The sequence below is a fragment of the Flavobacterium sp. SORGH_AS_0622 genome (assembly GCF_030818825.1).
GTDB lineage: Bacteria > Bacteroidota > Bacteroidia > Flavobacteriales > Flavobacteriaceae > Flavobacterium.
In genome coordinates this window covers 3178679-3202416 of record NZ_JAUTAX010000001.1, presented here as the reverse complement: position 1 = coordinate 3202416, position 23738 = coordinate 3178679, and the positions used below count along the sequence as shown (strand labels likewise).

General features: G+C 37.9%; 13 protein-coding genes. 3 read left to right on the top strand and 10 right to left on the bottom strand.

The genetic code is table 11. From position 1 onward, the window contains the following. Positions 1-44: 44 nt before the first annotated feature. The 4 genes from QE431_RS13625 to QE431_RS13610 form a co-directional block, all read right to left on the bottom strand. Positions 45-4052 carry a hybrid sensor histidine kinase/response regulator transcription factor gene (locus tag QE431_RS13625; protein WP_307296789.1) on the bottom strand — a complete coding sequence of 1336 codons (4008 nt, stop codon included), beginning with the start codon at positions 4050-4052 and terminating at the stop codon, positions 45-47. 134 nt (positions 4053-4186) lie between these two features. Continuing rightward, positions 4187-6136 (bottom strand): sialate O-acetylesterase, encoded by a 1950-nt coding sequence (locus QE431_RS13620; RefSeq protein ID WP_307296786.1) that lies wholly within the window; start codon positions 6134-6136, stop codon positions 4187-4189. 97 nt (positions 6137-6233) lie between these two features. Further along, positions 6234-8321 carry a beta-galactosidase gene (locus QE431_RS13615; RefSeq protein WP_307296785.1) on the bottom strand — a complete coding sequence of 696 codons (2088 nt, stop codon included), beginning with the start codon at positions 8319-8321 and terminating at the stop codon, positions 6234-6236. Between the two features lie 84 nt (positions 8322-8405). After that, entirely contained in the window at positions 8406-11267 is a 2862-nt protein-coding gene (locus QE431_RS13610) for a TIM-barrel domain-containing protein (protein ID WP_307296782.1), read from the bottom strand. Between the two features lie 512 nt (positions 11268-11779). Between QE431_RS13610 and QE431_RS13605 the strand changes: the two genes are divergently transcribed. Together QE431_RS13605 and QE431_RS13600 are read left to right on the top strand one after the other, a co-directional pair. Then, positions 11780-14176, top strand: a complete 2397-nt coding sequence (locus tag QE431_RS13605; protein WP_307296780.1) for a glycoside hydrolase family 31 protein — start codon at positions 11780-11782, stop codon at positions 14174-14176. Positions 14177-14186: 10 nt separating this feature from the next. Continuing rightward, positions 14187-14537, top strand: a complete 351-nt coding sequence (locus tag QE431_RS13600) for an L-rhamnose mutarotase (RefSeq protein ID WP_307296777.1) — start codon at positions 14187-14189, stop codon at positions 14535-14537. An 88-nt stretch (positions 14538-14625) separates the two neighbouring features. Here the strand turns inward: QE431_RS13600 and QE431_RS13595 are convergent, their stop codons facing one another. Continuing rightward, entirely contained in the window at positions 14626-14901 is a 276-nt protein-coding gene (locus tag QE431_RS13595; protein WP_307296773.1) for a hypothetical protein, read from the bottom strand. 115 nt (positions 14902-15016) lie between these two features. On the opposite strand from QE431_RS13595, the gene QE431_RS13590 reads away from it, so the two are divergent. Next, a complete protein-coding gene (locus QE431_RS13590) occupies positions 15017-15262 on the top strand; it encodes a hypothetical protein (protein WP_307296772.1) in 246 nt (81 codons plus the stop codon). A 969-nt stretch (positions 15263-16231) separates the two neighbouring features. On the opposite strand, the gene QE431_RS13585 is transcribed toward QE431_RS13590, so the two are convergent. The 5 genes from QE431_RS13585 to QE431_RS13565 all read right to left on the bottom strand — a co-directional run bounded on the left by QE431_RS13585 (position 16232) and on the right by QE431_RS13565 (position 23579). Next, on the bottom strand, positions 16232-16825 hold the full coding sequence (locus tag QE431_RS13585) for a hypothetical protein (protein ID WP_307296770.1): 594 nt from the start codon (positions 16823-16825) through the stop codon (positions 16232-16234). Between the two features lie 727 nt (positions 16826-17552). Beyond that, positions 17553-18839, bottom strand: a complete 1287-nt coding sequence (locus tag QE431_RS13580; protein ID WP_307296767.1) for a DUF6602 domain-containing protein — start codon at positions 18837-18839, stop codon at positions 17553-17555. 690 nt (positions 18840-19529) lie between these two features. Further along, positions 19530-20156 (bottom strand): hypothetical protein, encoded by a 627-nt coding sequence (locus QE431_RS13575; protein ID WP_307296764.1) that lies wholly within the window; start codon positions 20154-20156, stop codon positions 19530-19532. 2 nt (positions 20157-20158) lie between these two features. Beyond that, entirely contained in the window at positions 20159-22429 is a 2271-nt protein-coding gene (locus QE431_RS13570) for a ThiF family adenylyltransferase (RefSeq protein WP_307296762.1), read from the bottom strand. Then, entirely contained in the window at positions 22416-23579 is a 1164-nt protein-coding gene (locus QE431_RS13565; RefSeq protein WP_307296759.1) for a hypothetical protein, read from the bottom strand. Before QE431_RS13565 ends, QE431_RS13570 begins: the two co-directional genes overlap by 14 nt. Positions 23580-23738: the final 159 nt, after the last annotated feature.

The following is a 23738-nucleotide window of genomic DNA, read 5'->3' as shown; positions in this document are numbered from 1 at the left end:
CTTAATATTGTAGGATTAAAGGCTGCATTTTTATTGCGTTGTTTTTATAGTTTTTTGTGAAGTTTTAAATATTCAGAAGGAGATAAACCAAATTCTTCACGGAAATATTTTGAAAATCTTTTCGGCGAATTAAATCCGACTTCATAGGCTATCTGCGAAACCTGCAGCTGGCTTTTATCTAAAAGCTGGCGTCCTCTTTTCAAACGTATGGTTCTAATGAATTCGGCTGGTCCTTTACCGGTTATGAACATCAGTTTTTTGTACAGATGCCCTCGGCTCAAGCCTAAAGTGTCTCCTAGATTTTCTACAGAAAACTCAGTATCGCTGATATGCTGCTCTACGGCTTTTATCGCTTTTTCGATAAAAATTTCATCTAGAGAGGTAATGGTAATCTCCTGAGGATTAACGTCTATTTTTTGTTTAAATGCGGCATGGCTTTTTTTGGTCCATTCGATAAATTTATTAATTCGAAGTTTGAGAATATGAATGTTAAAAGGTTTGGTGATATAATCATCTGCTCCGTATTTTAATCCGTCTATATGATATTCTTCAGCAGTGCGCGCGGTAAGCAGAATTACCGGGATATGAGACCAGTAGATATTGGTTTTGACCAATTTGCAAAGTTCAATGCCATCCATAACAGGCATCATTACATCACTTACAATAACTGTAATATTGTGTTTTTGCAGCAGTTCGACAGCCTCTTGGCCATTATGGGCCGTAAGCACCGTAAAGTCGTCTTTTAGGTTGTCTTCTATAAATTCGCACAAATCTTTATTGTCATCTACAAAAAGAACCAGCTGTTCAGCAGGACTTTCTGTTTTTTCCTCTTGAATATTTGGAATATCAATAGTAGCAGGACTAAGCATCAAATTCTTTTCAAAACTTTCTCTAATTGGGATCTTAAAGGTAAATACACAGCCATGCGGAATATTATCTTCAATGGTTATGGCACCTCCATGAAGATGGATGTATTCATTTGCAATATGCAGTCCTAGACCGCTGCCGGTTTCATTCTGGCTTTGTTCTCCTTGATAAAATCTCTCAAAGACAAGCGGTTTATCGTTATCGCTGATTCCCGAACCAGTGTCTCGAACTTTAACGCAGACTTGAGTAGCGTCACGGCTAATTTTTACCTGAATTTTTCCTCCATCGGGAGTATATTTAAAAGCGTTCGAAAGCAGATTGGTAAGTGTTTTTTGGATCTTATCCTTATCAAATTCCATAAGCAGACTTTCTATTCCGCTTTCAAAAGATAATTGAATATTGCGTTCCGCGGCATAAACATTAAACGAACTGCAGATATCCTCGGCGAAACTTACAAACTCTGATGCTTTCAAATTTAAACTGACGATTCCTGCATCTAATTTGCGAAAATCCAGCAGGGAATTGATTAAGGAAAGAAGCTGCTGTGCATTTTTATGGATCACATTTATTTTCTTTCGCATGATCTCATCCATAGCATCATTCAACAGCACTTGCAGAGGTGTTATGATAAGAGTTAGGGGAGTTCTTAGATCATGGCTTATGTTGGTAAAAAAGTTCAGCTTCATTTCGTTTATATGCCATTCTTTCTCGCGATTCATTTTCTCGCGCTGTTCTTCTAATTTTAAATGATGGCGGATTTTTGATCTGCGTACGGTATACCAAATAATCGCCGCGATCGTTAGTCCATAAAAAAGATACGCCCATACAGTTAGGTAAAAAGGAGGCAGTACGTTCAATGCTAATACTTTGATGTTATTGTTCCATCCTGAAGCATTATCATACGCTTTTACCAAAAGTTTGTAACTGCCTGCTGGTAGGGCAGAAATTACAATTTTATTGTCCTGAATAGGAATCCATTCCGAATTAAACCCTTCAATCTTGTAAAAATACTTGACTTTATCGGCATTTAATAAATCTGTACTCGTAAACTTAAGAGTAATGAGCCTGTCATCGTGCCTTAAGGTAAGCTTGGAAAGCAGTTCTGTGGAATGCTGCAGCAATTTATGTCCATTATAAATAGAATCCACCTCTATAGTCTGATTCCCAAGAGTCAGTCCTGTAAAAATAATTTTTGAAATTGGTCTGTTTTCTTTTAGCAGCTTGTTTGGATTGATTATGGTATATCCGTCCAGATTGCCAAGCAGAATATCACCGTTTCTTAATTGCAGTATAGAGTGCTTATTAAAATAATTGTCCATTAGGCCATCCTTAACCGAATAGTTTTTACTGCTTATGGATAAATTATCATTTGCGTCATAACTGACAGTTAAAACAGAAAGCCCATTGGGGGTTGTAACCCAGATGTTATTGCGATTGTCCTCCAATATGCCGCTCACAGAATTGTCGCAAAGGCCATTTGACTTGTTGAAGTAATAAATGGTATCTTTTTTTGGATCCCACACATTAAGGCCGTCATTGTGGGCAATCCACAAAATATTGTGTTTGTCTTTGTAGACCGTAGAAATCTGAAAGTGTTTGAATTTTTGCGTTCCTTTTTTATTGCCATACGAGATGACATTTTTATTGTTGGTAATATCAATATTGAAAAGCCCGTAACCCGTGCCCAGCAGAAGTTCATCGCCAGAGTCGTAAAACATATCGAGTGCAAAAACTTGATCTTCAAATACAGAAATCACAGAATCAAAACTAGTGGCATCGGACGGAAGCTGCTGTATTTTTCCTCCCATAGACCCTATCCAGATATTGCCATAGCGATCTTGTTTTAAGTTCCAGACATTGTTGTTGCTTAGTTTGCTGTTTTTCGTGGTATATTGGCTTATCACACCATTTTGCCAGCAAAACAGTCCATTTTGATAAGTGCCGATCCAAATGCGGTTTGTGCGATCTTCCAATAAACAGGTAATCGCTGCTTTGGGAAATGGAATTCGAGAGGTATTTCCTGATTTTTTATTTTTTTTAAAAAGTCCTTTTCCGTCTGTTGCAATCCAGAGATCTTCGTTGTGGTCCTCCATTATGGTGCTGATATCAGAGTATTCCGGATGTTTGAAATTGATGAAGTTTTTAAAGCTTTCATTAAAAAAAGAGAAGCCTTTTTTGCTGTGCCCAATCCAGATGGTCCCATCGTTGTCGCGATACATGCAAGTTATATTGCTGGATGGCAGGGAATTGTCTTTGTTTGGGGTTTGAATACAGTTTGTTAAGCTGTTCTTTGACTTGTCAAATATAAAAATCCCTTTATGATCTGTTCCAATCCATATTTCGCCTGGCTTATTTTCGATAATGCTGCTGACAAAATTAATATCGCTGTCTATGCTGGATTTTAAACTTGTGGAGCTCCATTTCTTTGTCTGATAATCACGATAGTAAACCTCATTAGGATTATTGCTGAAATAGGTCCATAATCCGTTGTCGCTGTCTAGAAAAATGATATGCCAATCATCAATTCCATTTTTTCTGTTGTGAGTTGGCAGTTTAATGGTTTTGATATGACCTGTACTGCTGTTTAGCTGCCAGCACTTTTGAGAATTTTCAACACAATATACAGACTCGCCATTATCTGTTACGCTAACAGCAAAAGGGTCTTCAATGTTTACGCCGGTAAAGATGGAAGTATGCCTTTTTTTTACATCATAGAAAAATATGTTTTTCTTATTAAAAACCCATAAATTCTTTTTTTTGTCCACATAAATTTTACAGTTGGCATCTGCGCGAATGTACAGCTTGTTTAAAAGAAAAGTGATGTCTGTAATAAAGCAGTCCTTATCTCTATTATATATTGCATTATCATGTCCGAAATTAACCCATATATTGCCCATGCCGTCTTCCTGCAGACCTAAAATATCGTTGGAAATTAAGCTGTTGGGCTTTTTTGAGCTGGTCGTGTAAACTTTGAATTCGTAGCCGTCATATCGATTAAGTCCCGATTCGGTTCCAATCCATAAAAAACCGTAGCTGTCCCTTAAAAATGTCTTGACATTGGTGCTCGAAAACCCTTCGCTGGTTTTCAACTGGTGAAAAATATAATTGGACTGCGCAAGAATGCTTTGGAAGGAAATTATTCCAAAAACAGCAAGAAATAGTAAGAGGGCTTTATGCTTTTTCATTCGGTCTAAATTAATCATTTATCTGCAGCTGCAGTACAAGAAGGGCTGTTTTTATCTAAAATCACAGCCATCATTCCAATCCCTATCGATTCTGCAGAATCGATAGGGAAAATTGAAATGTTCAATAGGCTTGATTATTTTTCGAAGCTGTATTTGATGCCTTTTGTGATGCTGTTCCAGTCATCTGTTCGAAAAGGAACAGCAGGGAAATTTTCAGTATTGTACAGATTACAGTCGCTGGCATCGTCGGCCCAGCCGTAGCGGACTGCCTGCGGATTTTGAACCTGATCGCTCCACACCAAAAGCTGGCTGCCTTTTATCTGGGCTTCGGCATAATGAAAAACATGATCAGATCCGGCAATTTCAAATCCTTTTACATAGTGGTATTTATCATGAACCATTAAACCGCTTGCAGCATTGTCAAATGTTAAGAGAATCTGACTGCCTTTTGTTTCCATAGACTTATATGCTGGTCCGCTGAAAACATTTTCTTTTTCATATACTTTATTTAAGGCAATGGCAGCCAGTCTGTATCCTACATCTTGTTTGTTTTTTGGATGAATATCTTTTGGATCTCCAATATCTGCTGTAACACACATGCCGGTATTGGCAGCATTCTGAAGAGTAAAATTCTGAGCCTCTCTTAACTCTGCCCAATAGCTGCCAGTGCTGCTGGTTCCTCCAAACTCATTAAAAGAAGACAGCTGCACAAAAAAGAAAGGAAAATCTCCCTGATGCCATTTGTTTCTCCAATCGCTGATCAATAATGGAAAAGCTTTTTTATATTGCTCGGCGCGTGTAGCATTTGCCTCTCCCTGATACCATAAAACGCCTTGAATAGCATAGGGAATCAAAGGATTGATCATGGCATTGTAAAGAAGGGCAGGATAGCTGTTTGGAGACAGGTCTGTTCTGATTTCTGTAACCTGAAACTTCCATTTCCCTGCAAGCGGCACAATGGTGCTGCCTGCAGTTAATTTTAAGTCAGCCTCATCGCCAAAAATCCCGCCTCCTCCACTGTAATCCGTTACTCGTACGGCAATAATGTTAAGACCTTCTTTAAGCGTTCCTGCTGGTACTTTGTATATTCTTTTTTTGTCCCATTGGGTATTCTTTCCCACTTCAATTCCATTTACATAAGAAAGATCTTCATCGTCTATTTTGCCCAGCTCCAATAAAGCCTCTTTACCAGCTTCTTCTTTTGAAATCATAAAAGATTTCCGCATCCAGACTGTGCCGTCTAAACTGCCCAATTGCTGGTTCCATAATTGCGGGGCATGCATTTCCGGCCACGAGCTGTCATCAAAGTCTGCCGTTTTGTATTGGCTTTCTGAGTTTGAAGTGATTTTAAATCCTTGAAGATTTTCAATCTGCACTTTCAGCGCAGCCAGTTTATTTTTCAGCAGTGAATCCATTGGGATTTTAGGAAGGTCGGCAATCATGCTGCTGAATTCGGGACTTTTTTCAAAAGCTTCCCTGCTGGTCCATGTTTCCACGCAGGTGCCCCCCCAAGAGGAGTTTATTATTCCGATAGGGATTTTTAATTCATTGTATATTTTTTTTGCAAAAAAATAGCCCGCCGCTGTAAAAGCTCCTGTATTTTTTTTGCTGCTTTCTTTCCAGCTTCCTGCTTTGAGTTCTTCTTGAGGTGCCGGGTTTAAATCTTTGTCCACTAAAAACTGGCGTATCCAAAGATTATCTGCCTGACTGATTTCATAATCGGCATTCTGTGCCTGAGCAACCGGCCATTCCATATTAGACTGCCCGCTGCATATCCAGACTTCTCCAACTAGAACGTTCTCAATGGTAAGGCTGTTGTTTCCTTTAATGGTCATTTTAAAAGGACCGCCTGCTTTTTCAGGTTTCAGGTACAAAAGCCATTTTCCGTTTTTGTCTGCTTTAGTTCTCTGAGTCTGTTTATTAAAAGTGACTTCAATTTTTTCTCCTGAATTGGCCCAGCCCCAAACAGAAATGGGTTTATTGCGCTGTAAGACCATTCCGTCGCTGAAAAGCAGCGGCATTTTTACATTTGCATTTGCACACAAACTCAAGGCAAAAAGCAAAGCGATTAGATTTTTTTTCATTTTGATTGGTTTAAATTTATAGTTAGTCAGTGTTGAAACCTGCAGCAGGAGCTGCAGGAATCTTTAAGAATTATGGCTGTTTAGAAAAAAGTCATTTTTATTGCTGCCAAACGCTTACGCCTCCTGGAGGTACAATTTTACCGCCAATTAAAATATTTGAAGTGTTGGGTATTTGTTCTATTTGGTAATCTTCTGAAGAATAATTGACTGCGATCCAGAATCCGTCGCGCCAGCTGATGTAAACTCCTTTAGGGTAATGTTCAACAGCAATTCCAGCCTGATTATACACCTGCTGCAGGACTTCTTTTTCAAGCTGTCCATCGTCTGTATCTGTACCAATATAAGTAACGGTTCCTTTTCCTATTTTGTTGGTAACCACAGCTGCCGTGCCTGCATAAAATTGATTGGTGTACTTAGCAAGGACATTTTCAGGTTTATTGGCTTTTACTAAATCTGCCCAGTTGTTCCAGTAATATTCTTTTCCGAAACCTTGGATAGTTCCTTTTGCATAAGGCAGAAGATGGTCAAAGTCTTCAATTTTGGCATCGATTAAAGGATAAATAGGAGCGCCCCATCCTGCTTGGAATAAATGCCCGTTTTTGTCCTTAACAGCCGTACGCACGGTTAGAATTAAATGCCCGCCTTGTTTTACGTACTCTGTCCATTTGGCAATAAGCTTCTCATCGGCTATTTCGTAAGCAGGAGCAATCACAACGGCATAAGAATCTAATGGTTCGTTTTCGTAAATTATTTCTGCGGGAGCTCCGTATGATTTTACGATTTCAAGATATTTTTGAAAAAAAGACAGCGTATTCCATTGGCTTGTCTGCGCTTGACGGCCCATGCTCCATGAATTGTCATAATTCCATAATAAAGCAGTTCTTCGAGCCTTAATTTCTTTAGGCATTTCAGCCTTCGGGTTATAAGCCTTTCTCAATAATTTCATTTCCTGCATCGTCTGCTGGTAATCTTTTCCTCCTTGCGATAGTGTGATTCCATCAAGTTTTGTAATGCCGCTGTGGTACTGCTCTGCACCGTAATTGATTTGGCGGTAACGATAAGAGCAGGCAAAAGACATGCCTTCGGCCATACAATGATAAAGCCACATGCGCACTGCGCCAGGCTGCAGCAGAGGATTAACATTTCCCCAGTTGACAAAACCAGGCTGAAGCTCCATAATTCCTGAGATGTTGTCTCTGGTTTTAAAGAAGCTCAAGGCAAAAGAAAGTTCCCCGGGATCGCCAAGACGAAAACCTTTGTCTCCAATATTAGATACTCCTTTGTTAGGATAGCTGGTAAAAGAGTTAAAATCGAGTTTTTTTGTTCTTCTAGGATCTGCTGATGGAGTAATAGCGGTATAATTTGTTGTTACAAACTGGTTTTTTGCAATTAAAGGTCTGATAATGTCTGCCTGAAAATCTAAAAAATCGGCCTGCGTATCGGCAGTATATCGTTTAAAGTCCAGCAAGGCATGCGGATTGATCCCCCACCAACCGACATGATCTGCATTTGGAATTTTAACTTGGTCAAAACTGCTGTAGGTCTGACTCCAGAAAGAGGCTCCCCATGCCGTATTTAAAGCCCTTATGGTGCGGTATTTATTTTCCAGCCATTTGCGGAAAGCATCTTGGGAAGAAGGGCTGTAATCTTCTTTGGCTTCTGGCTCGTTGTCAAGCTGCCACCCAATTACATTTGGATTATGCCCGTAGCGCGCTGCCAATTTGCTGATTATGTTTTTAGAAAAATTTCTCCATACGGGATTGCTCAAAGACTGCTGTGCTCTTGTTCCATGCTCAGCCCTTTGATAACGGCTGTCCATCAGATAGATTTCAGGATATTTAATGCCCATCCAAACCGGTGAGACTGCTGTTGGTGTGCCTAAAATAACTTTCAATTTGTATTTTCCAGCCAAATCGATCACTTCGTCAAGCCATTCAAATTTGTAAAGCCCTTCTTCGGGTTCCATGTCTATCCATGCAAATTCTGCAATGTGAATAAACTCAAAACCAGTCTTGGAAATATTGCTGATATCTCTTTCCCAGTCTTTTTTATTCCAGTGTTCCGGATAGTAATAAATCCCCATTGCCATCAGGTTTTCTTTAGGAAAGAAAACAGGAGATTTCTGTGCCATAGCGCCTGCTGAGGACAGCAGTAATAAACAAATGATATACTTTTTTAATTTCATGGATTTATATTTTTCAAAATCACACCAAGAACTGCATTAAGGTTGTCCTAAATGCAGATGCTGGATGTGATTGTTTTAAGATGATTAAATTTTTATGACTTGAAGCGCTCCGTTATAATCGATTTCTTTTCCAGAAGCATCAGAAAGGAATGCTTTTGAGTTGTATGAATCGATAACGACGATTTTAAATTTTCGGTCTTTTAGCATGCCTTTAAAATCTCCTTTGCGCTCGCCAATGGTTAAGGTTTCCTTTTTTTGATTGTAATCGAAGCTTATCGCACTATAATGGCCTTTTTCATAATTGTAGTTAACACCTTCATCTTCATACAAAGTAAAACTGCCATCGCGGCCTTTATAAATATACAACACCACATTATCAGCAGGTTTCTGATCGGTGTATTGGATTTCTGGACCAACAGGAATTACAGCGCCTTCAGGAATAAAGAGGGGAAGACGTCCATAAGGCGCATCTGCCTGCAGAGTCTGTCCTCCTGAGAGCAGCCTGCCCGTATAGAAATCGTACCAGTTTGTGCCGTCAGGAAGGTACACTTCTCTTTTTCGTGCTCCATATTGATAAACAGGGCAGACCATAAAAGAAGATCCGAACATGAATTGGCTGCTGATGTTAACGACATTTTTATCGTTTTGAAAGTCCATTATCAACGGACGCATAATGGTGTAGTCATTAAAATGCGTCATACCCGCCATTGTGTAGATATAAGGCATTAATCTATAGCGAAGGCGGTCATAATATACAATAGACTCGTATGCTTGATGGCCTTCGGGAGCAATATTCCAAGGTTCGCGATAAGGAAATTGTCCGTGAGATCGGTATAGCGGAGCAAATGCTCCAAACTGATGCCAGCGCGCATTTAATTCACGCCATTCTTTGCTGTCAGCGTTTTCATTCCCATTTTTGTCGTACTGCTGCTGTGCACTCACATAACGGTCTTCCACACAAAAACCTCCAATATCCATCGTCCAGTATGGAATACCGCTTGCAGAAAAGTTAAGACCTGCCGAAATCTGTGCTTTCAAATCTTCCCATCTTGTAGCAATATCGCCGCTCCAGGTTGCTGTTGAATAGCGCTGCAATCCTGCAAAGCCTGATCTTGTTAAAAGAAACACACGTTTATTGGAATCTGCAGCTCTTTGTCCATCGTAGATTGCTTCTGCATTCATAAGGGCATAAGTGTTGAAATATTCGGTTGCAGGTCCTAAAGCGGTTGGTCCCTGCAGTTTTTTACGATATTCCATATCTGTACAGTCCAACACATTAGGTTCGCTGGCATCCATCCACCAGGCATCTACGCCTATAGGATATAAATTTTCGTAGATCTGTTTCCAAAATAGTTTGCGTGCACCGCTTGCATAAGCATCATAGAATGATCCTGCATAACCAGGCCCAACCCAGTCACGAACATTGTCTTTAATGGCCTGCTGATACATCCATCCTTTTTCGTCAAACTCTTTAAAGTGCGCTGTAGTTTTATAAAATTTAGGCCATACCGAAATCATCATTTTGGCATTCATCGTATGAATCGAGTCTGTCATAGCCTGTGGATCAGGAAAACGGGCAGGATCAAACTTGTGGCTTCCCCAGGCATCATCTTCCCAATAATTCCAATCCAATACGATATTATCAATTGGAATCCGGCGTTTTCTAAATTCTTTTAAATTGCTTAAGATTTCATCTTGGGTTTTGTATCGCTCGCGGCTCTGCCAATAACCCATTGCCCAGCGGGGCATAATTTGAGATTTTCCAGTCAAGGTTCGGTATCCTTTAATTATGCTGTCCATAGAATTGCCATGAACAAAATAATAATCAATTTTTTTGTTCATTTCGCTCCACCAGACCTGGCTGTTTTTTTCTTCAGCCAGCTGCGGCGTTCTTACTCTTAATCCGCAGTAAGAAGTTGAACCGTCTGGTCTCCATTCTATCCTTAAAGCCGTGCGTTTGTTCGCTTTCAGATTCATAGAGAATTTGTAGCTGTTAGGATTCCAGGCAGTTCTCCATCGCTCAGGGACCACCAATTGATTGTCTAAATAGACTTTTACATAACCAGAATAGTACAGTATAAATTTATATTCTCCGTCCTGCTGAGCTTCAATTTCGCCTTCATAAGTAACATTGGCATTTTTTAAAGGAAGATCTGCTGGCAGGTTTTTGATGCTTTTTACATCCTCAAAGAAAATGGATTTTTCTTCGCGAATCAGCGGTGCATTTTTCTTCTCAGGTGTGCTGTAAGTTCCGGTTAAGAAACCTGGCTGGCCATTTTTTCCAAATAATTTAAAAACCTGATTTAACTGCTCATAAGGACGGCTGTCTCCAAATCGGCTTAAAGAATAGCTGTCCCACAAAAGCCCGTAATTTTTATTTGATACGACAAATGGCACTGATACTTTGGTATTGTATTGGAAAAGTTCTTCGCTTTTATCTTTATAATTAAATTCATCCGACTGATGCTGTCCCAGTCCGAAAAATGCTTCATCTTGAGGCGATTCAAATATTTGGCGCACGGTATAGCCTTTTGTCTGATCGGCTTGGATGGGAAGAAAAGTTCTGCCGCCGCCTGCTTTTTCAGCCAGCAGTATTTTTCCGTTTTTATCTTTAAATTTGATTCCGCCGTCTTTTGCCGAAACCATAACATTCAGCGTTTTGGTTGAAAGCTGGATAGAATCTTTTGATTGATTAATGTGAAATGGAACAGTTTGCTGGTTGGGAACAATAATCAGACTGGAATCTTTTTGAAATTCCTGGGCTGTTGCGGCAACATGCACCAGATCATTGCCTAAAACCTGAAGGCGCAGTGTGCGCAATTGGTTTTCTGTTCTTGGTTTCAGAGTTATTAAAACACCGTCATCTGTTTTGGTGTAATTTTTAACAGCACATGATGCCAAGAGTAATCCGGCCGAAAGGCCTAAAGCTATTGTGTTTTTTTTCATGTTTTTTGGTTACGAATGGTTTATATGATAATTAGCAGTTTTGTGATTTCTTGACTTATAAGCATAGGGAACTGATTGATGGAGCTGAAATTTGAATTTCTGTAAAGCTGTCAGTAGTCCGCATTTTTATGGCTGTAAAAGCTTATTAGTGAACCCTGTTGCTAAATCGATTGTGTCAGGGTGTAAAAATATCCTTTAATGAAAAAGCATATGGGATATAAATGTATTATTTGACAGGTTCTTATGTATCATTGTACTTATTGAAGACAAAGAGGGGAGTGGAATGTATTTTATGACAGGCCAAAATGTATCATTTTTTTTACACCTGCCGGCTAAAGTGTACATTAGCATCTGCAAAATTTCGAGGCACGCATTAAAAGGGGTATTCGAATATCATATGCCTCTTCTTTTTGAATTGTTACAGCAGAAAAAGATTTCTTAAGCACCTGCTTTTCATAATATGCAAACCAAAAAATAAAAACTATAATACTATTAACTATCAAACTATCAAAATGAAATTTATTTACCAATTTATCTGCCCTTTGCTTTTCTGTGTAATGAGCTACGGGCAGAAGTATGAGAAAACAAGTCTAGGAATTAAAACTGAAGCAGATGGAAATAAAATAGAAATTCAGTTTTACAGTCCTTCTATTGTAAGAGTTATAAAATATCCCGCAGCGGGTGTTTATTCTAAAGAAAGCCTTTCGGTAATCATGAAACCGTCAGCAGCTCCTTTTACAGTAAAAAGTCAAAACAGCCAATTGGTTCTAAAATCCGAAAGCCTTAATGTTACAGTGCAGTTCCCAACAGGAGAAATCTCATTTGCAAGTTCAGATCAAACCTTACTGCGTGAGAAAAAAAAGGGAACAAAATTTACACCTGTAAAAGATACCGATACCAATTCTTATACCGTATATCAGGCATTTGATTTAGACAAAAATGAACCTATATATGGATTAGGACAGCACCAGAGAGGAGATTTAAACCAAAGAAATCAAAATTATCGTTTGGAACAGGGAAATACAGAAGATGCCGTGACTTTTTTTCAGTCGGTAAAAGGGTATGGGCTTTTTTGGGATAATTACGCTCCTACAGAATTTAAAGACAGTGCTGACGGGACTTCCTTTGAATCTAATGTAGGAGATGGGGCAGATTACTATTTTATGTACGGTAAAAATGCTGATGGAGTGGTTTCGCAAATGAGAAAGCTTACAGGAAGCGTTCCAATGTTTCCGCTTTGGACTTATGGTTTCTGGCAGAGCAAAGAACGTTATAAAAGCCAGAACGAAATAGTCGGCGTAGTAAAAAAATACCGCGAACTGGGAGTGCCTCTGGACGGAATAATCCAAGACTGGCAGTATTGGGGGAATAATTATTTATGGAATGCGATGGAGTTTCTTAATCCTGAATTTTCTGAGCCTCAAAAGATGGTAGATGAAATTCATGGTCTCAATGCCCATATGATTATTTCGATCTGGTCTTCGTTTGGACCAAAAACCAAGCCTTATAATGAGTTGAATAGTAACGCAATGCTGTTTGATTTTCTGACTTGGCCTGAATCCGGCAGCGAAATTTTTCCGCCCAAAAAAGATTATCCTTCCGGAGTGCGTGTTTATGACGCCTATAACCCAAAGGCAAGAGACATTTATTGGAAATATGCAGGAGAAGGCCTTTTTGCAAAAGGAATTGACGGCTGGTGGATGGATTCTACAGAGCCCGATCATCTTTGGGTAAAGCCGGAAGATTACGATACCAAAACATATTTGGGAACTTTTAGAAAGGTCCGAAATGCTTATCCTCTGATGACTGTAGGCGGAGTTTACGATCATCAGCGTAAAGAGACTTCAGATAAAAGGGTTTTCATATTGACAAGATCTGCTTTTGCCGGCCAGCAGCGTTATGGTGCCAATACATGGACAGGAGACGTAGAATCCAGCTGGGAAAACCTGCGTGCTCAGATTCCGGCGGGACTTAATTTTACCCTAACCGGTATGCCGCATTGGAATTCAGATATTGGAGGTTTTTTTGCTGGAGTTTACAATCAAAAAGGAGAGGTGTCTGGAGCGGATAGTCCGTTGTTTCGCGAGCTTTATGTCCGCTGGCTGCAATTTGGCGCTTTTAATCCGATGATGCGTTCGCATGGTACAGATATACCCCGCGAGATCTATAACTTTGGCCAGAAAGGAGAACCGGTATACGATGCAATTGAGAAATTTATAAATCTGCGTTATTCCTTACTGCCTTACATTTACTCGACATCTTGGGAAGTAACCCATAAAGATTCCAGTTTTATGAGGGCATTATTTATGGATTTTGCCGATGATTCCAAAAGCTGGGATATTAAAGATGAGTTTATGTTCGGAAAATCTATTTTGGCTGCGCCAGTGGTCCAGGCCCAGTATACACCCGAAAAAATTAAAGAAGGCCAGAATCAAAAGCAGAATATAGATTTTAAAGCAGAAAAATCAAGAATCGTTTATCTTCCTGCCGGAAGCGGCTGGTATGATTTCTGGACCAACGAAAAACTGCAGGGCGGCCAGGAAATTACCAGAAAAACAACTCTTGATATGATACCGCTTTATGTTAAGGAAGGCGCTATACTTCCAATAGGGCCTCAAGTGCAGTTTGCCGAGGAAAAAAGATGGGACAATCTTCAAATAAAACTATATCCTGGAAAGGATGGTTTCTTTACTCTTTATGAAGATGAATTTGATAATTATAATTATGAAAAAGGCGCCTACACAGAAATTGATTTCAGCTATAGTGAAAAGAAGAAAAAATTAACTATTTCTAGCCGGAGAGGACAATATAAGGGCATGTTATCTGAAAGGACTTTTACCATTGTGATGCCAGACGGAACAAAAAAAGTGCTGGGTTATAAAGGGAAAAAAATAGAATATAAACTTTAAGCAGGAAAGTATGCCGTTTAAAAGGATATGTTATGCCTGCGATCTGATTGATGATCCAGAGCTGATAGAAGAATATAAAAAATATCATCTTGCAGAAAATGCACGTCCTGAAATTACCAAAAGCATTAAAGATGCCGGAATTGTATCTATGGAAATTTATCTTTTAGGTAACAGATTATTTATGTGTATGGAAGTGGACGAGACTTTTACTCCCGAAAGAAAACAGCTCATGGATGCTGCAAACACAGAGGTTCAGCAGTGGGAGCAGCTAATGTGGAAGTTTCAGCAGGCTCCCCCCGGAGCAAAACCGGGAGAAAAATGGCTCATGATGGAGCAGATCTATCAGTTGGAACAGTTTTAATTTTTATTTATCAAGTAATAACAATATAATAAAGCAGAATAGACATGGCAGTAAAAGTTCGCACTTCCTTTTTTAAATCGGCATACTTTTATCCTGCTTTTGTTTGCATATCCACTCTGTTGATTTTAGTTTTTTCTTGGAGCTTTTTCCCGCTGTCTGTTCCAATCTTTTGCGCCGAACGTCGGCGCAAAAGGATTTTCGCTTCTATCGGGGCTAAATTGCCGGCAGCCATTTTTACGGCAGCCAGCGGGAGGTTAATAGGAAAAACAATTTTTAACCTTAGCTTAGGAAAGCAGGTTTCAAATCTGCTGGACATAATAATTTCCAGCTGACAGAACTTTTTATGGAGCAAATACTCCACCATCAATGTATAGTGCAGCTTAGAATACTTGTAATTTTAACAGCGGCCAGTGCCCGCGTCTGTAAATTAAATTATAAATTTGGGTTTCAAATTGACCAGACATTAAACAAATCCTGCCATGGAAAAAGCGATACAGTTAAAGGTGAGAAAAGATCTGGACCCGCGCCAGCAGCTCACTGTAATTAAACTCAAAGGAAGCCTTATTTCCAAAGGCTATACCGAAATTATCCACATATCGGACCAGGATGAGGAGTTTCATATCAATACCTTTGAGACAGCTGCCGATAAAAGTAATGATGTCCAGCAGTATATTGCGGCTTTTATAAATGCAGAGCATATTGAAGATGCCGTCTCCCTTAAATAGATGTAAACTGAGGTTTTGGTATTGATTATTTATTTATTGGAGCTGTTATGTCTAAGTTCTGCAGCATTGCTTTGCTATACATTTTTGGGAGCTTTTTCCCTCTTTTTTTCAGCATTGCTTTACTATGAGTTTTAAGGAGCTTTTTCCCGCTATCCGCTGCACCCGAGCGCAAGCGAACTGGCGAAGCAATCTTTTGCACCGAACCCCGGCGCAAAAGGATTTCCTCTTCTATCGGGGCTATGGTGTTAAGCTGCGTATTAGTGAAAGAAAGCGGCAGATTAATTTGAGGCTGGCTTTGATATAAGGCAGAATTTATGCAGTTTGTGGAATAATTTAAAGAATCTTATGCATTTATTTGGCAGGGTACTTTTTATCGTCCAGAGAGGTATAAGCCGGTGAGGGCTGTATTCTTGGTGAGCGGTAACTTATAAATTGGCTCAATGCAGTATTTGGCATTCCATTTTAAATCATGCAATCCGGCAAAATTTCTTCGGGCATTCATCAGCAGTATGGCTCATAAAAAAGTCCACTGCTTTTTATTTCCAAGATAACAGGCGGAGGATAATTAATTATTTATTTATTTGGTCTGCAGGGGATTGTTGAAAATCCCATATAGCTGCAGACCTGTCCATAAACCTATCTTCCATTTTATCTTTATTTGTATAGGGTACATTACCGGTGTACCAGTAACAGGTCGAAGGTAGGAGGCGCCGTTTGAATTTGTTTACAGTATTTTTATTTTTAATTATATAATAGCCAGCAGCTGGACAGCCGGTTTAAAAGTTGTACTGTATGCTTCCTTGGTTACTGGTTCGTTTTGTCCTTATGGTAACCCCTGAGCCGCTTTTCCATTTTCTCAAGGAGTCTTATTCATGCGCGCTGCAAGAGGGATCGGCAGGCTGCTTTGTTTTGTTATATTATTATGGCCCGGCAGACTATTGCATGTCATAAATGGCATATTTTTGAATTTTATGAATCCTTGATGTTTAATAAATCCAGGACCTTTGGGGAAACTTTCAAATCGGGGCGCAGCTGCATTATGCCTTTTATAAAATGCCGCTGCAGCTCTTCTGCATTGCGGATTGAAAACGGGGTGTTAAGCGTAACGGCTTTAAGGGATGTTATGTTTTTGGATTTATCGAAATAGTACACGCAGATTATATAGCTCGTATCTTCGCCTTCGGATACTATCACATCGTAATTTTCGGGACGGGGACCCGGCCGCAGGGAATTAAAAGCGAGCGATTCGACTATTGCATCATCTTTATAATGGTGCAGGCCGCTGCGGTCCACAGATATTCTGCTGATTTTGTTGTTTCTGCTGGTCTTTATTCCTTTTAGGACGGCATAGGCCATAAAAAATAAAAGAAGCAGTGAGAGCAGCACAGATAAGATTTTAAATCCCCCGTGCACGCTTTGGGACTGCATAATGGCTATTTCAAGGTTCAGCACCGCCAGGATTATGCCTGCAAAAATAACTGCGGCCATGGCTTTTACCCAAAGGGTTCTCTTTGATGCTTTTACGGATTCTATTTCAGGGAAATCATGATGGCGGGGATCCATTTTGTCTGTGTTTGAATGATAATTCTGCAGGTGCAGGGGTAAATGTAAGAAAGATTAATTTAGTATTGAGGTATTAGTGGTGGTGCAGCAGTGTAAAAATACTATCAGGTTTATTAGTTTTTTCTGCTGCGAAAATAATGCCTTCTTTTTTAGGAATCAAGTATAGACATCAGTTGAAAGACGGGCAATAGCTCTTAGATGCAACATGTTTTTCTAAGACAACAATGGAAGATTAGAAATTAAAACAAGACCTTCTGCTTTGTATAAAGCTGTTTGCTTTTAGATATAATTGACTTAAGGTACAGTTTCGAACCTAAAGCCGCAAGGCCTTGATTTTACTGAACTTTTAGTTTTGAAAAGTAAGATGTGCTACGATTTTGCCACAAATCTCAGATTGATGATTTTTATAGCTTTTTTGATGTAGTAATGTTTCGAACTTAAGTGTTTAAGCGGCTTTATTACAGTGTTTTAAATGAATCTTAAAAACAAATGCACCGATTCTGCACTCATATTCGAATGTTTATTTTAAGATTTTACCGCTCAAAAATGGAATTACTTTTGGCATCTGTTAAGAACTGATTTTCTTGATTTTATTCTTTTTGAAAATATTATGTGCAATGATTTTGTCATAAAACTTGATGTATGAATAGCTGGATTTTTTTCTTTATTTTGGTTCTTTTGGAATTTTTTTTCATAAATAGATTTAATCAATTTATAAAAACGTAAATTATTTATTTTCTTGTTTTCTCATCCAAGATGTCATTTCTCCGCTTTTATTTTCACCAACATAATTTTTTCCATTACCAAATGCCAGGATTGGGAGATCGAGTAATAGAAACAGAGTATCTTTCTCTTTGTACACAAGCCTTTTTTTTACCAAAGAATCTACTAAATCCTCAATTTTAATATTTTTTTCTTCAAAGAATGCAGCATCTTTTTTATTCAATGTCAGGTTCTGAAGTTTTATTAGCCCCATCATTAATATTGATTCATTTGAATCTATTTCGACTGGCTCCCACTCAAAATTATCAGGTAAAATAGAAAGCTGCTGATCGGTAAATGAATAATAATTGTATTCCCATCCAAAATTAGAATGATCTATTTTTTTATCTCTGCAGCTTAAAAATCTATGAAATGATTCTGGTGCAAAATCATCTCCAAAAATTTCAGATCCCAGGCTAAATCTGTAGCTTATTCTTGTCCAAATCATCTCTAGTAGCAAATACATTGGAGATTTATTAGTTGTTTGTAAAATTTCCCAATAGAAGTCCATATTATTATCTAAAGGGAGGCAGAAAGGCATACCAACATTTTTAATAATTGAGTTTTTTCCACTAATAATTAAATCAGGAAAACTAATAGGGCTGTAATCGGGGGCAGTGCCATCTTTGGTTACATCTTCAAGATGGGAAACGAAACCTTCTCGCAATGCATTTTCAGTTTTGTAAGTATCGTAGCCGATCACAATACGGATGGGCCAGAATGACTGCATTAGCAGGAAATTATATAGAATTTGATCTCTAAAAGGTAACTTAGGAAGATCTTCTTTTGTAGGTATTTTTTTTCCGACAAGCAACCTGTATGAATCTGATAAAATCCGGTTCATATAAATTTCTCCATCTCTTGGCTCGGATATGTCAATTACAGATTTAAGATTCTGATGTGCATCAGAAATAGCATCTTTATAAAGCTTTTTTTTAACTTGGATGACCGCGACGACGTCACTTATATGATATTTAAATTGATCGGTAAACGATAATTTCGTTCCATTCCCAATTACAATCATACAGTCCATTTCCTTGCTTAATTTATTGCTGTCATTGTAAATGAAACTGTTTTTTACAATTTTGAGATTTAATCCATCGAAGATTGCTTTGTCTAGTATTTCAGCTGTCAGGCCTTCGTACATATTTCCAATGGTCACGGTATGACTGATATCTCTGTCATTAGTAGCTATCTGTTCTAGACCATTATTTTTAAATTCTTCAAGAAAGTCTGCAATTGTTCTAATCATTTTTTAAAATTGGATTCATTGACTATTACTTTCTTCAAATATAACTAAAATGGAGATTGAGCATAGTGCAATTTTATGTATTGAATAGTGATATATGTCAAAAGTTTTTAATATCTATAAAATTTTCAGGCAAAAATTATTTATCCCTTTGTAGCGACGTTTACTTCAGTACTTCTTTCTTTACAGGTGTTGTTAGTGTCGAAGATATCATGATTCATTATAAAAGAAGAATAAGAGCAAAGAATTCCGCTGAAAATTAAAAGCAATACTATTATAAGCTATCGGCTAATAATTTAATTAATAGTATTATTGAAATATTGCTCTCCATTTCAAGATGTAAATGTAGACTGTAGAAGTAGAAGGCAACTGCAACTTTGCACCTTCAAATTTTGATAAAATCTTTTATGAGAGTTAGTGCTAAATGGTCTGAAAGATTAAAAGTATGTAGCCAAAGCTGGGGAATATTTATTTTACTACTATATGCTAAATATATTGAAAAATATAAAGCATTGTGATTAGTTATGTTTTATGAATTAACGAATATCCATTATAGTTATTTAGGTTCTCAAATCATTTGAAACATTATGCTAAAAATAACTTGAAAGCAGTTTTTTTGCTTTCAAGTTAAATTAGTAAATTACGCAGGGATTTACATAAGAAATGTAAAAAAAAGTGTGTATTTTGGAAAAATCATTTTGTTTCCTCTGCCAATACATTTGTTACGAATCGGCGACCTCTATTTTTTGCACCAATTACGACAAAAAAATACTGTAGGATCAAATATATAAAGTAGGAGATATTAGTAGGAGATTCAATAATAATCAATACCGGTATTCCAAGAAAAAGCACAAAAAGAAAACACATGGATGTTAGATCTCTAGCCAGTAAAAATGCCCGATGACTTTCAGAGATAATAAGATTTGAAACGTGTTTTTTATAAATTTTGTACCAAAGTTTATTTTGTTCGGACGGTTTCTTCGGTAAAATGCCATATAGCTGCTTTAATTTTTTTCGATCGATTCTTGTGTCCTGTCTGCTTAATTTTGAAAATGCTTCAGACCCAGGAAGAGGATCCTTCAACTTCCAGAATACTAAAATAGCTTTTTGATGGCTCGATACAAAACCATTGAGCAGAAACAATATTAAGGGAGCAATGGATGCACCTAAACTTTTAAAAATGAATAAAATGTCAAAATCCTTTTGAAGATCTCTGAACTCGGCATGAAAAACAACTGCCAGTATAATTAGTATATTTGCAGAAAGCAATATCCATAATTGAGGTGTGTTCTTAGCTTTTAAATTGATTTCCTTTTCCATTTTTAATACATATACGGAAACATTCCGGTGGGAGTTATAAGGGTTACTAGTACTGGTAACGGGGGGTGCAAAAGGCTGCATTCTTTTTTATGGAGTTCTATGCTTTGTAAATCCTGTACGCTTAGAATATTAGGACCTGACGGATGCGTATGCCATTCACCAATATAGCCGATCTGACCTCCAGATTTTTTAGAAATTTCGGCTATCTGCTGGGATAGTCCCTCCACGCCTCTTATGAACTCTACAGAGCTGCCTTTGCTGTCGAGCGGGGCATTAATTATACCAGTTATATGGATGGTTTTTGTCTTGTAGTTACAGCTTCCTAAAAAGACGCCTCCTGTTTCAACTGTGCCGCCAGTTTTAAACTTGTGCAAAAGATGTTTTTCAATGTGACCTTTCATACGGATTGTCCATCTATCATTGTTGCAAATTTTCAGAACTTTAAAAGGTTCAACATTTATTACTTGTGTCTCAATTCGGTATTCATCCAAATCATTTATACGATTTAGATATATTTTTCCGTTCTGCGATATGTTTTCGACTTCCTTTTTTAATGCGCCAGAAAAAAAGGAGGCATGTGAAGAAATTCTATCATCAGCCAAAACTGTTGTTTCAGAATTACAGCCAACTCCAACCTGGATAATCAGATTATTGGCGCTTACTGCCATCTGCTCAGCTGAAAGCCACTGTTCAATATCCTTATCATGCTCGGATAAACTATAAAGGTGGTTTTGTAAATCGTCAATACGTGGATTTCGTTCCAGCCCTTCTTTATACATAATGCCTAAATTTCCAAAATTTGAAATAGAGGCGCTTGCTACATTACATTGATTCGCATTTTCTAAAACAATAAGTTTGTTGAAAAAAGCATTTGAAGCCGTAAAATCAAATATCCATTTGTATCTACTGAAGGTTTCGCTTTTGTCCCATCCATCCTTAAGGGAAGGTCCCCCTATGGTTAGTCGATAAGGAAATAATTCATTTATTTTTTCCGCCAAAGCTTCCGCTTTGTTTTCTCCTACAGCATCAGAAAAAAGAGCATGTCTAACTAGATTGTGGGGAGATAGATCATCGGGATCTAAGATAGTCATATTTGTATGTCCGGATCTGGCAAAATGCATAATTATCTTTGAACCCAAAGCACCGCACCCAAAGATTAAATTTCGGTCTCCAATGTTTAAGTTGTTCCCTGAAATTTTAACAGCAAGAGCATTTGTTAAAGGCTGGTTATGCTTTAGCATCTTAATTGGCACATTATTGGTGATTTTACCCTGTGCAAAATCTGATGTGTCCAGTTTAAAATCTAAGTTTATAAATTCTACGTTAGAAGAATAGCCGATTATCTGATTTGGGCGGCGTATGCCAATAATTACAGGGAAATGTATATATTCATTAAGATCGCTTGTAGTAGTGATAAAATTTTCAAAATCTGAGACATTAATTTTGTAAAAACTGCAGAATGATTTAAAATCTTCCCAGTCCGACGGAATATTTACTTTAAATTCAGGAAATGTCTCATTTCCTTCTGTCCACATTATAACCGCATAATAGTACTTCTTCTTTGTAGTGTCACTCTTTTCTTTTTTACGTTCTTCATCCACATCTTTTAGCACTTCAAGCGCATTTTTTGAAGTGATAAGTCTGCTAAATTTATATGATGTTTTTGTTTCAAAAGTATTTCTTTCGAAAAGTGCGACGCTATATTTTCCTTCAAATTGAAGATTCGTTTTGCCTTCAATAACCTCTATCATAGTGTTGTAATCATACATAATGCTTCCAGAGTAACCTTCAAGTCTTAATGGCTCGAATTGTTCACCATTTTGTGTTAATTCTCCAGTTGCTGCATCTCGAAACCAATTGCGGATCCTTATTAGCAGATCGTCGATTCTTTTATTTGAATACCATTCATCAGCATTTCCGCGTATGTAGCATAATGCCGGAGGGCGGTTGTTAACCGCGACATATAAATGCGCAAGATTGTTCTTTGGAAAATCTAGGCGGTCTGTATAAACCTTAGGTGCTGAAATTGGATAATTAATCTTATCGAAGACCAAGATTACAGGTTCTGTAGCTCTGATATCCAAATTGGCAAAATTCCCTAAACTGGGAAGGTCAATCTTAATTTCTAACGCGACAGCTACCTTATTGTGTCCCCAGTCTAAAATTTCTGTACTGTTGCCTATATAATTTTCTAATGATTTAAGAGAATCCAGAAGGTCTGGATTCTCAATGTTTTCAGCATGTTGCTGCAGGGTTCTGCTAAACTTTTCCATTTCCATATTTTGAAGGAGTGTTTACAAGACCCAAGGCTGCGCTTCCAGTTGTTCTGGCTGTGCCTTCCGTCTGTTTAGGCTTAGTAATTCCCTGTTGTGTTACCTCAAAAATTATGGGTTGAGGTATTTTGTTAAGTAAATTATAGGTTGAAGTGTTTATAAAATTATCTTCAGCTATTTTTTTTAGATATTCTGTTTTAGCCGCATAGTGTGGCGGATTTTTGTCATATGCTGATATTTTCTTACTCGAGGCAATTACTTTTGCATTGTTTCTTTTGTAATCAAGCGCATCCAAAGATGTAGTTTTTGGTGTTGAGTTTTCTGCTTGAGGCCTGTCATTAAAGAATGACCAGGAACAATGGTGGGGGGCAAGAAATAAATCCCATTTTAAAGCATGTTCATTTTTGTATCTCTTAGATTTGTCCAAGATAAGCTCCCATGATATATGGTCAGAATCTCCCCCAAACATTGCCAATGCAGAAAAATCCAACTGGGATGCATTATTTTTGAATCTTGCCTGAAATACAATACTTGCCTGATTTTTCCACTCTTTATCCTCTGATTGAAGATGTTCTTTAAATGGAGAATGGATAAATATTGAAAAGAGCGTTTGTTCCTTGTCATTAAAACGTGACACGATTTGACCTGGCGTTGATCTTAAGTGGTCTAAATTCTTGTAATCAGGATTTCCATCATAGCCAATAATTCTGATTCTATTTCCAGGCATGTCTTTCTTCGGATCATTTTGTCTGTGAAGTGTAAGTCGACGTTCTGCCTCTTTCTGGTAAACTCGCTCGTCAGGATTATCGTGTTCTTCTGCAATCATTGGTGAGAACCACATTGCGTCTAAACGGATTTTTCCTTCTCTTTTGTCAGCTTCAGAGTATTTTTGAGGATCACCTGTATAAAAGTGTTTCTCGAAACCTCGACAATGATCATGATCACCATGAGTCAATATAAATACGTCGGCAAAAGGAATGCCCTTGTCTCGTTGAATACTTGCTAAAAGGTCAGTTTTAACATCGTATATTTCATCATTGTCACAATTTCTAGTATTGCAGTCTACAATGATTGTTGTTTTGTCTTCTAATGTAATTAGGGAGGTGTCTCCGTTTCCAACTGGGTAATATTTAATTTGCGCGTTTGCCATTTTAATTTTAATTTTTTAGTTAAATTTCTGTACTTCGAATAATGTTTCTGCCTTTAATGTAATGACAGGGATCAGCATAAATATTAGTAAAGCTGTTAATTATTGTTAATACTAGCTCTTGAGAGAAAAGAAAATGACCAAAATGCTTGCAGAAAAAGT

Bases quoted from the DNA above. Each gene is read 5' to 3' on its own strand.
- QE431_RS13580 (WP_307296767.1), bottom strand. From the start codon at position 18,839: ATGATTAGAACAATTGCAGACTTTCTTGAAGAATTTAAAAATAATGGT.
- QE431_RS13610 (WP_307296782.1), bottom strand. From the start codon at position 11,267: ATGAAAAAAAACACAATAGCTTTAGGCCTTTCGGCCGGATTACTCTTG.
- QE431_RS13585 (WP_307296770.1), bottom strand. From the start codon at position 16,825: ATGGATCCCCGCCATCATGATTTCCCTGAAATAGAATCCGTAAAAGCA.
- QE431_RS13570 (WP_307296762.1), bottom strand. From the start codon at position 22,429: ATGGAAAAGTTTAGCAGAACCCTGCAGCAACATGCTGAAAACATTGAG.
- QE431_RS13615 (WP_307296785.1), bottom strand. From the start codon at position 8,321: ATGAAATTAAAAAAGTATATCATTTGTTTATTACTGCTGTCCTCAGCA.
- QE431_RS13590 (WP_307296772.1), top strand. From the start codon at position 15,017: ATGGAAAAAGCGATACAGTTAAAGGTGAGAAAAGATCTGGACCCGCGC.
- QE431_RS13565 (WP_307296759.1), bottom strand. From the start codon at position 23,579: ATGGCAAACGCGCAAATTAAATATTACCCAGTTGGAAACGGAGACACC.
- QE431_RS13620 (WP_307296786.1), bottom strand. From the start codon at position 6,136: ATGAAAAAAAATCTAATCGCTTTGCTTTTTGCCTTGAGTTTGTGTGCA.
- QE431_RS13605 (WP_307296780.1), top strand. From the start codon at position 11,780: ATGAAATTTATTTACCAATTTATCTGCCCTTTGCTTTTCTGTGTAATG.
- QE431_RS13600 (WP_307296777.1), top strand. From the start codon at position 14,187: ATGCCGTTTAAAAGGATATGTTATGCCTGCGATCTGATTGATGATCCA.
- QE431_RS13595 (WP_307296773.1), bottom strand. From the start codon at position 14,901: ATGGTGGAGTATTTGCTCCATAAAAAGTTCTGTCAGCTGGAAATTATT.
- QE431_RS13625 (WP_307296789.1), bottom strand. From the start codon at position 4,052: ATGAAAAAGCATAAAGCCCTCTTACTATTTCTTGCTGTTTTTGGAATA.
- QE431_RS13575 (WP_307296764.1), bottom strand. From the start codon at position 20,156: ATGGAAAAGGAAATCAATTTAAAAGCTAAGAACACACCTCAATTATGG.